Annotated in this window: 6 protein-coding genes and 1 pseudogene; 6 read left to right on the top strand and 1 reads right to left on the bottom strand. The window is 58.3% G+C overall.

The genetic code is table 11. The annotated features are described in order from the left end of the window. From ACQKP1_RS25725 to ACQKP1_RS25705, 5 genes are all read left to right on the top strand, one after another. A partial coding sequence (locus ACQKP1_RS25725) for a beta strand repeat-containing protein (protein ID WP_427277500.1) occupies positions 1–4,760 on the top strand: 4,760 nt, incomplete at its 5' end. A gap of 285 nt (positions 4,761–5,045) precedes the next feature. After that, positions 5,046–5,777 (top strand): TolC family protein, encoded by a 732-nt coding sequence (locus ACQKP1_RS25720; RefSeq protein ID WP_427277499.1) that lies wholly within the window; start codon positions 5,046–5,048, stop codon positions 5,775–5,777. 90 nt (positions 5,778–5,867) lie between these two features. After that, positions 5,868–7,421: an IS21 family transposase gene (gene istA, locus ACQKP1_RS25715; RefSeq protein WP_427277498.1), complete on the top strand. Its 1,554-nt coding sequence runs from the start codon at positions 5,868–5,870 to the stop codon at positions 7,419–7,421. A 16-nt stretch (positions 7,422–7,437) separates the two neighbouring features. Further along, the gene (istB, locus tag ACQKP1_RS25710) at positions 7,438–8,214 is read left to right on the top strand and encodes an IS21-like element helper ATPase IstB (protein ID WP_427277497.1); all 777 of its coding nucleotides are present in this window, start codon (positions 7,438–7,440) and stop codon (positions 8,212–8,214) included. 115 nt (positions 8,215–8,329) lie between these two features. Continuing rightward, positions 8,330–9,055 carry a TolC family protein gene (locus ACQKP1_RS25705; protein WP_427277501.1) on the top strand — a complete coding sequence of 242 codons (726 nt, stop codon included), beginning with the start codon at positions 8,330–8,332 and terminating at the stop codon, positions 9,053–9,055. A gap of 587 nt (positions 9,056–9,642) precedes the next feature. On the opposite strand, the pseudogene ACQKP1_RS25700 reads toward ACQKP1_RS25705, so the two are convergent. Further along, positions 9,643–9,936: pseudogene (locus ACQKP1_RS25700) on the bottom strand (DDE-type integrase/transposase/recombinase); the annotation flags it as partial. Between the two features lie 389 nt (positions 9,937–10,325). Here ACQKP1_RS25700 and ACQKP1_RS25695 point away from each other — a divergent pair. After that, positions 10,326–12,869, top strand: a complete 2,544-nt coding sequence (locus ACQKP1_RS25695) for a lipopolysaccharide biosynthesis protein (protein WP_427277496.1) — start codon at positions 10,326–10,328, stop codon at positions 12,867–12,869. Positions 12,870–13,334: the final 465 nt, after the last annotated feature.

Genomic DNA, 13,334 nt, shown 5'->3' with positions numbered 1-13,334 from the left:
CGGAAGAGAACAAGGCGATCACGATCGGCTTCACGGTGACGGACGGCGACGGCGACAAGTCGACCGGATCGCTGAAGGTCCTCGTCAATGATGACACGCCGACCGGTGGCGCTGGAACGACAGCCTGGCTCAACGATGACACGCTTGCCGGCGGCAATCCGGGTGGTGTAGGTGATCAGGGCCTGGCGAACACGAACAATGTCCTGAAGCACAGCTTCGGCGCCGATGGTCCGGGGGGCATTGCCTGGACGGGGATCACCGTCACCAGCGGCGGCAAGCAGGCTGACTTCACGACGAATGTGTCAACCGACGGCAAGACCCTTCAAGTCTTCCAGAAGGGAACCCTTGTCATCACGGCCGTACTGGATCCCCTGACAGGCAAGTACGCGCTGACCCAGAACGCACCGATTGCTCATGTGGCGGGCGGTGATGAAAACGAGATTCAGTTCAAGTTCAACTACGACGTCACGGACGGTGACGGCGACGTTGCCCCTGGGTACATCTGGGTCAATGTCGATGACGACACACCGACCGGCGGCGCTGGAACGACAGCTTGGCTCAACGATGACACGCTTACCGGCGGCAATCCGGGTGGTGTGGGTGATCATGGCCTGGCGAACACGAACAATGTTCTCAAGCACAGCTTCGGTGCCGATGGTCCAGGAGGCATTGCCTGGACAGGCATCACCGTCACCAGCGGCGGCAAGCAAGCTGACTTCACGACGGACGTGTCCACCGACGGCAAGACACTCCAGGTCTTCCAGAAGGGGACCCTTGTCATCACGGCCGTGCTCGACCCTCTGACGGGCAAGTATGCGCTGACGCAGAATGCAGCGATCGCCCATGCTCCGGGCGGTGATGAAAACGAGATCCAGTTCAAGTTCAACTACGACGTGACGGACGGTGACGGCGACGTTGCGCCTGGCTACATCTGGGTCAATGTCGACGACGACACGCCGACCGGTGGTGCTGGAACGACGGCCTGGCTCAACGATGACACGCTGTCGGGCGGCAATCCAGGCGGTGTGGGTGATCATGGTTTGGCGAACACCAACAATGTTCTGAAGCACAGCTTCGGTGCCGATGGTCCAGGAGGCATTGCCTGGACGGGCATCACCGTCACCAGCGGCGGCAAGCAGGCTGACTTTACAACAAAGGTGTCGGCAGACGGCACAACACTTCAGGCCTTCCAGAAGGGGACCCTTGTCATCACGGCCGTGCTCGACCCTCTGACGGGCAAGTATGCGCTGACGCAGAATGCAGCGATCGCTCATGCGCCGGGCGGTGATGAGAACGAAGTTCAGTTCCGCTTCAACTACAGCGTGACTGATGGCGATGGTGACGTCGCGCCTGGTTACATCACGGTCAATGTCGATGACGATACACCGGTAGCTAAAGGACCGGCAGAAATCGGATCGCTGTCTGAGACTGGCCTGCCGTTTGTAAGCTCTGATTTTGGAAACCTGAATGTCAGCATTGGTGCTGACAAGAAGGGCTCCCATGTTGAAATCGGGACACTGAACGGTCAGCCGATCATCAATTCCAATCTGACGTCTGACGGCGTTCCGCTCGAATACATCGTTCGCACCACCAATGGCGGCGATCAGGAACTGGTGGCATTCAAGACTGGCAGCTCGGCGGACGAGCCGGTGTTTATCGTTGCCGTGCTTCGTCCTGCGAGCTTCGCGACCACACTTTTCCAGAATCTGGACCATCTTGGTTCAAACGATGACGTGTTGGCACTCAACCTGGTTGCCCGAGTATTCGACGGCGACGGTGACTATGTTGATCAGCCCTTCACGATCAACGTCAACGACAGCGAACCGACGGCAATTGATCTGGAAGCTGTGATGGGAGAGAACGAGAACCTCGACATCACCCTCGTCGAAGGCACACACTTCTCCTTTGGTGCGGACTCAACGGGTACGAGCCTGTCGATCGGCACTGTAACCCTGAGCGGCGGGCCAGTCGGTGTTACCCTCGGCACGCCGTCTGTCGTCTTCGATCCTGCCACGAACAAGATCTCGATCGCACCGGGCACAGCGTTTGACGCGTTGGCTGCTGGTCAGACCGTGCTGCTGCACATTCCCTATACGGTGACGGATGGCGATGGTGATTCGATCACCAAGGAAATTGCGGTCACGGTAACGGGTACCAATGATGGCCCGACGGTGTCGGCATCGACGCCTGCTCATCTCATCGAAGCGGGTTATCAGGAGCCCGGTATCGCATCGTCTTCGGCGACATTGACGCTGGGTGATGTCGACGGGACTGCGTCATACAATGCTGCTGCACTGTCATCGGACGGCTGGACCTCGGGCAATGGCGGAAACTGGTCTAAGGCGGGCGTCTACGGTGTTGCCACCCTGAATGTGGCGACAAACTCGCTCACCTATGAATTGAATGACGCTCTAGCGAACGGTCTCGGCACAAACGACCAACGGCAGGAAACATTCACCGTTCCAGTCGCGGACAATGATGGATCGACTGCTTCGGTTAGTGTCTCTTTCGTCATCAAGGGAACCAATGATTCACCAGTCGTGAGCGGTGCGGTTACTGGTACGGCCGTCGAAGGAGGCGCCACGTCGACGCTCAACGCGCTCGCAAACGCCACAGATCCGGAAGGCACCGCCTTGTCGGTGATCAACATCGGTGCATTGCCGGCAGGCGTCTCCTATGATGCCGCTACAAAGAGCTTCACGCTGGATCCAACCCATCCGGATTACGTGTCCCTTGCCGCGGGTCAAAAGAAGACTGTGACGGTGACTTATGAGGTGTCCGACGGCGCTGCGGCGACTGCGGCGGAGGTCTCGTGGGTCGTCACGGGTGTCGCCAATAATGTGGCTCCAACAGCCGTTGGTGAAACGATCTTCATCAATAGCTTCGACACCGTTATCCCGGATTGGGTTCTGTTGTTGAACGACAGCGATCCGAACGCAGGAGATGTGCTTTCTGTTTCGGCGGTTCCGGGGTCTGCTGCACCGCTTGACAGCGTCAGCGACGACGGCACGACGACCACCTACACCGACAGCTCAACCCTCCTGTTTGGAGCAGGGGCAGGCGGTTCGTTCCAGTACACCGTCTCTGATGGCAACGGTGGCACGTCCTCTGCGGCTACTGCCACACTCACGCGTGTAGCCGGCTCGACCATAAACACGGGGAACGGCAACTCGATCGCGGTGGGAGGCAACTGGGACGACATCATCAATGGCGGCAACGGCAAGGACGTGCTTGTCGGAGGTGCAGGCGACGATACGATTAATGGTGGAAACGGGAACGACCTTATCTCCGGCGGACGCGGCGCTGACCTGTTGACCGGCGGGAATGGCGCCGACACCTTCAGGTTTGACAAGGGAGATTCTGCAGCTTCAGTTTACCTCGGCCTGCCTGTACTGGGGACGGCGAGGATATCGGGCTACGATGTCATTACCGACTTCACGAACGTCGACAAACTGGATCTGCCAGTGCCGCCGGTCGTGGCTGCAAATACCCAAGGTCGCGTGGATGGTGCGAATGCTACCGCCTACATCGGTGTTGTGAGCACGGTGACGGTCTCTCATCACTCGATCACAAACGGGATTGTCACCTTCTACACTGGCCCCAGCGGAGGGACGATCACGGTTGATAGCCAAGCCAAGCTAGCTGCGGTTGTGCAATATCTACAGAACAACGATCTCGGTGCTGCGGGTACCATCGTGGCCTTCCAGACCGACTTGCTGAACGGTATTCTCTCCGCCAATGATACTTTCGTCTACCAACAGGTAGGCGATACGCCTGACCCACAGAACGATCTGTTGATCGGTCTCGCGGATGTGACAATCAGCGACCTCAAGGCGATGGTCGATGGCGGCAAGGTTGACCCTCTTATCCTTGACCTCGACAAGAACGGCTTCGCCTTCTCCTCAATTGAGGATGGTGTCACTTTCGACATCAATGCCGATGGCAAGGCTGACCAGATTGCCTGGACAAAGGACGATGGCATCCTTGCCTATGACGTTGATGGCAATGGCCTGATCGACAACGGCTCGGAGATCTTCACGCCTGATTTCAACGGTGGGAAGTTTGCAAGCGGTGTGGCGGCTCTGGCTTCGCTCGACACGAATGGTGACGGCGTTATCGACGCAAACGACGATGCCTTCTCCAAGCTGAAGATCTGGGTTGATGCCAACAACAATGGCATCAGCGACGAAGGCGAGCTGTCGAGCCTCTTCGACAACGGTGTCACCAGCATCTCTCTCACCACCGACAACACCGGCGGTCAGGAAGATGGTCAGACGGTCTTCTCGAAGGGCACCTTCACCTTCGCTGATGGCTCGACCGGCGATTTCATGGAAGTTGGCTTCGACACGATCTTCGGATCGGATGCGGATCCGCTGACTGTCATGGGAACGGATGGCGATGACATCCTGCATGGGGGCATGGGCCAGGTTGTGATGACCGGCGGTGCCGGCGCTGACACCTTCGTCTTCGATGCGACAGCACTCGATGAGCTCGATGTGGCCGACGTCATCACCGACTTCAACTCGGATGAAGGCGACGTGCTCGATGTGACCGCTCTGCTCGACAGCCTGCTCGGTGAACAAGCGTCTGCTGAGACTGCAGCCTCGCATCTGCGGGCAACGGTCGAGGACGGCAACACCACGGTCAGCGTCCAGACGGGTGCCGACACCTGGAAAGACGTCGTGGTCCTGCAAAACCACGACACCGCCATCAAGGTGCTGTTCGACGACAAGCATGCGGTCGTCACCCCGCACGACTAAGACAGATAGTATGTTTACTAGGACAAAGGGCGCCAACTTGGCGCCCTTTTTTCTGTTGTTCGAGCGATGTTGAAGGAGGCGATGACAGTTTTGCGAGTGTTCGCCAGTAAACCGATGTTTTTTTGGTGGTTATCGGGCAACATTGACACTTATTTTTTGCTTAACGGTTTCACCGAAAAGTGTCCCGGTGTAGACCACCTCAGCTTAGATTTGGGTAGGGGCAATCCTTTGTTTACGAAAAAGACTTTATTTGCAGCCTTGTACACCTCGGCAGCTTTCGCCATCATGTCTGTTGCCCCTGCCAGCGCCATGTCGCTGCAAGAGGCCATTCAGAAGGCGCTGACGACCAATCCGCAGATTTCGCAGGCGGTCCAGAACCGCGAGGCGGTTGAGTTCGAACTGCGTCAGGCGCGCGGTCTCTATCTCCCGTCGATCGATCTGGAGGCAAGCGTGGGAAAGCGCCGGCTCTCGAACGAGAGCACGGGAACCCTGACGCGGGACTACGAGGATTTTAATTCCTCCGAGGTCGGTCTCACCGTCACCCAGCGTCTCCTGGACGGCGGCGGTCGCCGGGCCCAGGTCGACCAGCAAGCCTCGCGTGTTGACGGCGCTTCCTTCCGTGTTCTGGAGCGTTCGGAGACGATCGCCCTGCAGGTCGTTCAGGACTATCTCGAATACATTCTGCAGGCGAAGATCGTCGGTGTCGCACAGCAGAACGTCTCGTTCCACAATGGCATCCTTTCTGACATCAACCAGGGTATCTCCGGTGGCGCGCTGACGGAAGTCGATGCGGTTCAGGGACGCGAGCGTCTGGCCGCCGCCCAGGCTCGCCTGCGTGAAGCTCAGGAAGAGCTGGAGCTCACAAAGATCCGCTTCCTGAAGACGGTCGGTGAGCCGATCACCAATGCCAAGGTGCCGGGTTCGGTTGCTAAGTGCGTGTTTCACAAAGTCCGGGACACGGATTCCGGTAATTCGCGGACAGCGATTTCAGTAAATACGGGACAGTGTTTCCGCTAATTCCGGGACAGTCTCGGGCGTGGATTAAAGGTCGATTTCCGCAAGCGCCGTTCTGGCAGATTGGCTCCTCATCATTGGTTGAGAGGGGCCATGCCAAGACGGAAGCAAGCGAGACGAACGACAGTGAAAGACATTCGATCGATACTGCGGCTGACGCATGAACAGGGCCTTTCGGTTCGCGCTGTTTCGGAACGCCTCAAGATCAGCAAAACCTCCGTGGCGACGTATCTGCTGCGAGCGAAGGAGACCGGACTTTCGGTCTGGCCGCTACCTGCAGGTCTCGATGACGATGCCGAACTGGAGCGACATCTTTTCCGGCGCGTTGGCCGACCGCCACAGGACCTGGTCGAGCCGGATTGGCGGTTTGTTTCCACTGAGCTGAAGCGCAAGGGCGTGACCCTGACGCTGCTCTGGCAGGAGTACAGGGCGAACCATCCGGACGGCTATGGATACACGTGGTTTTGCGACCGTTTTGCCGTCTTCGAACGCCGCGCTCACCCGACCTTCCGCAATCGTCATGAGGCGGGCGCGGTGATGCAGACCGATTACGCTGGCCACACCATCCCCATCATCGACCCTTCGACCGGCGTCATCCATTCGGCACAAATCTTCGTGGCGGTGCTTCCCGCCTCGTCACTGACGTTCGCCTGCGCCAGCTTCAGCCAGAAACTGCCGGACTGGATCGAGGGCCAGGAACGGGCGCTGAGCTTCTTTGGCGGCGTCCCGAAGGCTATCGTGTGCGACAACCTGAAGGCGGGCGTCGCCACGGCGCTGTGGTTCGAACCCACGCTCAACGCCACCTTCGCGGCCATGGCCGAACATTACGATACGACCATCCTGCCGACCAGAAGCCGCAAACCGCGTGATAAAGCCAAGGTCGAAGGCGCCGTGCTGATCGTCGAGCGCTGGATATTGGCTCGCCTCAGAAACCGACGCTTCTTCAGTCTGGCTGATCTGAACGCCGCAATCTCGGTTCTGCTTGACGACTTGAACAACCGCCCGATGCGCCACACAGGCAAGTCGCGCCGTGAGCTGTTTGAGGAGGTGGAGAGAAAGGCGCTTGCGCCGCTGCCAGCAACGCCGTTCGACTATGCGGAATGGAAGTCGGCCAAGGTGCATCCCGATTACCATGTCGAGGTCGACAAGACCTTCTACTCCGTGCCGCACCGCCTGATCGGACGACAGGTCGATGTGCGCCTGACCCACCGGGTGGTCGAGATATTTATCGATCACAAGCGGATTGCCAGCCATATCAGGCGTTCTCAGCGATCCGGGCATGTCACGATCAATGAGCACATGCCCAAATCCCACCAGCGTTATGCCAACACGACGCCGGCATCGCTTTTGAACCAGGCGGCAAGGATTGGGGTGAACACCGCCATTCTGGTCGAGCGGATGATGTGCGATCGTCCTCATCCCGAACAAGGATATCGCTCGGCCTTCGGCATTCTGTCGCTTGCCCGCCGTTACGAGACGGATCGCCTGGAAGCGGCGTGCGAGCGGGCGCTGGTGATTAACTCCATCACCTATTCCTCTGTCGCCGCCATTCTCAAATCCGGTCTCGATCGGACCAAACCCCAGACCGATCCAGCAAAACCCACCCCGCCGCACACCAACATCCGCGGCGGCTCCTATTACCAGTGAAGGAAAGGAAAGACCTATGCTGACACATCCAACCCTCGATCAGATGCAAGCCCTTGGCCTGGCCGGAATGGCAACGGCCTATCGCGAACTTGCCGCTCAGAACAGCAGCAGCGACCTCAGCCGCGACGAGTGGCTTGGCCTGATGCTCGATCGGGAAACGGCTCTGCGATCCGACAAGCGCCTGACCAACCGGCTTGCGGCTTCGAAGCTTCGCTTTCCCGACGCCTGTATCGAGAACATCGACTTTGCCGCTCATCGTGGTCTCGATCGCCGCAACACTCTGTCGCTTGCGCAAGGTGCCTGGTTGAAGGCACATGAGAACATGATCATCACCGGCCAGACCGGTACGGGAAAAACGTGGCTCGCCTGCGCCTTCGGCCGTCAGGCCGCCCGGCTTGATCATTCCGTCCTGTATCTGCGCATGCCGCGTCTGTTCGAGGACCTTGGCCTTGCCCGGCTCGACGGCCGCTTTCCACGCCTGGTCGATAAACTCGCCCGCGTCCAGTTGCTGATCCTCGATGACTGGGGAACCCACACGCTCACGGATCAACAACGCCTCGACCTGCTGGAAATCTTCGAGGAACGCTACCGCCGGAAATCGACGCTCATCACCGCGCAGCTTCCCGTCGCACAGTGGCACGACATGATCGGAGAACCGACCATCGCAGACGCAATCCTCGATCGCATCATCCACAATGCGCACCGCATCACCCTTGAGGGAGACAGCATGCGACGGCAGAAAACACCATCCCACTTGACCGGCGCTGAAAACGGCGAAATCAATCGCACATGACTTCAACCAGGCAGGCGTAAATCGACCACACCAGACTGTCCCGGAATTAGTGAAACTGCTGTCCGCGATTTAGTGAAACGAGTGTCCCGTTCTTCCGAAATACGCAGCTAAGTTCATTCCGCGCACGCTGGATGACGCCATCGCAACCGCCAAGGCCAACAATCCGCGCATCTATTCGGCCCGCGCCGACATCGATGCGGCTGACGCCGCTGTTCGCGCTGCCCGCTCCAACTATGCCCCGACCGTCGATCTCGAAGGTCGTGCCAGCGTCGGCAATGACGTAGGCACCAGCCAGGGTAACACCAACGACGTTCAGGTGCGTCTGGTCGCCCGCTGGAACCTGTATCGCGGTGGCATCGACCAGGCCCGCGAGCAGGAGCAGATCCGTCGCGCCAGCGAGCAGCGCTACGCATCCGATCAGGTTCACCGCGAGATCGAAGAGTCCGTGCGTTCGGCCTGGAATGAGCGCCGCAGCCGCGGCGAGCTCTCCCAGATCCTGAATTCGCAATCCTCGCAGAATGCACAGCTCGTCTCGTCTTACGGCGAGCAGTTCAAGATTGGCCAGCGCTCGCTTCTGGATGTTCTCGACGCACAGAACACCCGCTTCAACACCAGCATCGTCGCCGAAACGGCCCGTGTCGCGGCTCTGTTTGCGGAGTACAAGATCCTGGCGGCTTCAGGCTCCCTGCTGAAGACCATGAATGCGAAGCCGGTCGGCCAGACCGATGCATATGCGCGCAACGAGTTCTCCGTGAAGACCACCCCGAATGGGGCTTATGTCCAGCGGGATCCGCGGCAAAAGGCAGGAATTCCGATGGACCTCCTGGCGCCGCTCCAGTAAACGCCCATCCGATAGGATGACATGTTAAATTCGTTGATCGAACCGGCGGGCCCTCGTGCCCGCCTGAGCTTTCGTGGGTGACGTCTCGACGGCACTGGCTATCCAGGCTTACTGTCCAGGTGGCCAGGGCTCGCTGCGGGTCCCGTGTTTCTAGTGGCTCTAGCTCGTAGATTGAGCCGCTCTTTCGGCTCGCCGAAGCCTAACGAAATATCGCACATCGAGAAGCGAACGCCTAATCATTAACGCGCTGCAAATGGCGGATTGCATCGATAGGATCGAAGTCGAGTACTTTTGATAGCTCAAGAAACTCAACTACGTCGACGCGTCGTTGCCTTTGCAGACTGCCCGAACCTGTCATCCCAGCGCCGGCCCACGCATGGCTGAGGTATAGAGATCGATAACCTATCGCCGAGCCGGAAAATGTTACAACAGTCCCTGCGAAAGGTTCTGTCGCAGCCAGAAATGTCGAGAAACCAGCATGGCGTCATACGAAAGCGAATCTCAGGACTGTGATCATTCTTAGATGCTGCGGTGCTTTGCTGATATGCCCACGCGGGACAGAGAGGAGAGTATCAGCCGGTTCTGTAGGGTCTGCCAAAACGAGCCCGCTTCCTCGACGGCTTCGATGCAGAACGCTGCTTCCATCGTGGTTGATTGCCGCCACGACAGTACCCGCCAACTAAACCAGTCCACGAAAGCGCAGATATAGACAACGCCGCATGCTATCGGAACGGAGGTTCCTCCATCGCCCAGACCTGGTCGGGGCGGGTGGCCGCCAGCTTGCGCGGTGGGTAGAGCTAGCTTTTGTGACCTGGTGCTGATTTGGACGTGTTCGGGCAACGGTAGATCGCTTTGGTGCCCACCTTCTTTATCAGCGCGGCGATGCGCACCCACCCACCTATCCGCTCTATGCAGATTTTACGAGCCAGATGTTTTGCCCTTCCAGTGTTGGAAAGACCCGCTTAGTACAGGCAGTTTTTGCCCCCCATCCAACCACCTTTCCCGCTCTGTCCTCGGATGCAGTTGTTTACACAGACCTATCAGATTGCTTAGAACCACAACCAACTCAATGGTCGAGACGCTGCTTGCGGGCAATGCGCCGGCTATCCTCCCGTTACCCCGCTGATCAAGGGACAACACTTTTGAAATTGCCTCCACATTGCTCCGCACTGTGTGCGCTTGCCGTTGCTACGACATGCGGTCGAGTCGCAGGTGCGGCTGAGATCTGTTTTCCAGTCTCATTTGCTTTGACCGCTGGAGGGCCTGTCGGTTGAGCCAATCAAAACGAATAGTCGAGACTGTTGTCGCGCTTCGCCATCTCAGACTGTCCCAGTCGCAAGCTCTCAGGAACACTGCTTTCAACTTCGCCGGCGTGATTTGGCGCGCCGGTTTGAGCATCCTCCTGATTCCGTTCTACGTGACCGCGCTTGCGCCGCAAGAATGGGGCCTTGTAGCCTTCTGTATAGCGCTACAGGGGATCCTGGCGCTCTGCGAAGTTGGCTTAGGTCAACTCATTCCCCGCGAGATCGCGCGCGCCAAAGCTTCGGGAGGATCGAACCTATCTCGGACGTTCGGGATCTTCTCTGCCGCATATCTAGGGGTTGGCGCTGTCGTGGCGGCACTGGGAATTGTGTTCGCAGGCTGGATCGAAACCGAATGGCTGCAAGGCACAGCGGCAGCGTCCTCTAGTCACATCGAGATACGGCTGGCATTCGTCATGTTTTTCTTCCAGTTCTGGAATGCTGTGCATTTAGGGTTTTGGAACGGTACCCAGGAACAAAAAACGGTAAACGTCCGGCAGACTCTGTTTGCGACCTCAAAGCATGCGACGGCAGCATTGTTGGTAATCTTGTGGTCGCCGACAGCGGCGGCCTACCTGATCGGGTTTACCACTTTGACTGTTGTGGAGTGGTCCGCCAACCGGTGGTCAATTCGGAAACAACTGGCCAACGAGCGCGCATTGGTGCGACTGACGGACGTGCTCGCACTTTTGAAAGAAACCGCAGGGCTTTCGGTCGCAATCTTCGCCGGTATGGCCGTCTCGCAGATTGACCGATTTACGCTCTCAAGTCTTGTGCCCCTCGCGGATTACGGTCGTTACATCGCGGTCGCGAGTCTTGGCCTCGCGTTCTTCCAGATTCAGGGCCCTGTGCTGAATGCATTTCTTCCGCGCCTAGCAACAGAGCTTCCGCACGGCGAACGTCGCTCGCTCAATCTACTAGCGCTGGCCATATTCGTATTGAACGTCTTGCCTTGCCTTTCGATGGCAGCGCTGGCGCCATCCATTCTTCGCTGGTGGATTCCGGACGCCGAAGTGCAATCAGTCGGCGCATTGCCACTACAGCTGATATTCTTGGCCGTTGGCGTCAACTCGCTGTACCAGATCTTCTACCAACAGATGGTGGTGTTCGGCTCAGCTAAAGTAATCGGGACCATCAATGTACTAAACATCATCGTTGGGTCGACCTTCATGCTGTACTTCGGACCCCGCATTGGCGTGGCGGCTGGAGGGTGGGTGTGGCTGCTTTGCGCGACATTGCAGTTGGCGGGCGGCATTCTCTGGGCCACAACCTCGCAGGTAACGACAGACGGGATACCAGGCAGAACTTCGATACGCGGTGTTTACTGGCGGATCACGTTTTGCTTCGCCGCGGCTGGCTTAATCGGTGCGCTAGCGATACAGGCGAATTTCTGGACCGCGCTAGCGGCAGGGCTGTCGGTCACTGACATCGCTGCGCTCGCTCACTCGCTGCACGAGATCGGGACGCTCGAGACGCTGCTTTATATCGGTCGGCTCGACCTCCTTGGCTTATTCGTCCTCTACGCCCCAGGCTACTTGGTCGGCTCGTGGATGTTTGCCGTGGTCAATCTCGCGCTGTTATTGATTGCCGCCTGGCTTTACGAGCATTTGGTGTTGATTGGCAGAGACACGAAATCGAGCAGCTTTGCACTAGTGGGCATATGCGCCAATGTTTTTTTGCTGCTGTTGATGCCGGGGCCGAACAAAGAGCTTCCGCTGCTCGTGTTGTCACTCGCGATCTGCTGGGCCTTCGTCACCCGCCCACGATACTGGATTCTCATGGGTATCGCCATCGCCGCGGCAGCTGCTTCTTTCCGGCTCGGCTATGGCGCCATCCTTGCCGCAATCGTGGTGACGACAGCCCTAGCTGAAAAGTTGGAGAGATCAGAGGCGGAAGTCGTTGTCGTACTTGGCGGGGCGTGCGCTTTAGTCGTTCCGCTCCTCTGGCTTGGGGCCGAGTGGCTTCCACTGCTCCGTGCCAACATCGAGACCGCGCAAAGGATCGGTGGTCAGGTGTTCGCGGCACCCGACTTGTCGTTTCTGAGTATCGGTCAAGCGTTGCTCGCGTGGTTGAAGCGGTGCGTCCTAAACGTTGCCAGCCTCGCGGTGTATCCCGTCGTCTGGCAGTCCACGGGCGCTCCCTACTGGGTCGGTGTCGGGTATTGGGTGTTCGGGATTTTTAATCTTCTGGCCTTCGGCGCCTGTGCCGTTACAGCCCTCGCAAGGCGCGCATTCCCGGATCGCGGTCCGCAGATAATGGCGATGTTGTGGCTCAGCGCATGGTTGATGCTGTCTGTTTCTTTGTACGTTCAGCCGCGGTACCAAATGGTCTTGCTGCCTATTGGACTCGCGACGTTCGCGGCGCTCCCATCGAAGGCTAGAGTTTGGCTGCTCACATTCACAGTCTTGTGCGTTTGCGTCCCCATGGCGATCTGGTCCGATCGCCCCTTCCCCGTGGTCGAGCCCGACGTATTCAAGGCCGATCCGTACAACTGGGTGCCGGAGACCCGTTAGCGAGGTTGCGACGGCGCTAGAAGTGAGCGAGGCCCAACCCACGGGTGAGCGCTTCTATGGTGGCGGCTCTCCCATAAAGGCTTGGACTTTGCGAACTGTAGGTCATGCGCCAAGCAGAACTTGAAAGAGGCCATCGTGTCCCTCTAGGTCCCCGTCAAACCCCGACTTTTATTTTTTCCTGGTGAGTGCTCACGTGGTCGCGCGAACACAGAACGCAGTTGATAGCGATTGATCGAGCACAGCCAGCTGCCGGCGGCGGGTCCGTTGTCAGCCGTAAAGACTACTAAATTCTTGTTGTGAGGAGTCTATTTAGGGGTGCTTTGGCCTCTCATAAAGGGCTCGCCCTGGTTGTCGCTTGCACAGAAAACCGGATCGTGTCCCAGCGCGTTCTCTAATCGCGGTTGTCAAGCTGGTCGGAGCGGGCATCGCAGGTCAGGCTCATGGTTCTCTTCGAGGTCGGCACTT

Source organism: Allorhizobium sp. NPDC080224 (assembly GCF_050281005.1).
In the GTDB taxonomy this organism is placed as follows: Bacteria; Pseudomonadota; Alphaproteobacteria; order Rhizobiales; family Rhizobiaceae; genus Allorhizobium.
This window is presented reverse-complemented; position numbering and strand designations above follow the sequence as displayed.

Coding starts and splice junctions, on each gene's coding strand:
- ACQKP1_RS25720 (WP_427277499.1), top strand. CDS start 5,046: ATGTCTGTTGCCCCTGCCAGCGCCATGTCGCTGCAAGAGGCCATTCAG.
- istA (WP_427277498.1), top strand. CDS start 5,868: ATGCCAAGACGGAAGCAAGCGAGACGAACGACAGTGAAAGACATTCGA.
- istB (WP_427277497.1), top strand. CDS start 7,438: ATGCTGACACATCCAACCCTCGATCAGATGCAAGCCCTTGGCCTGGCC.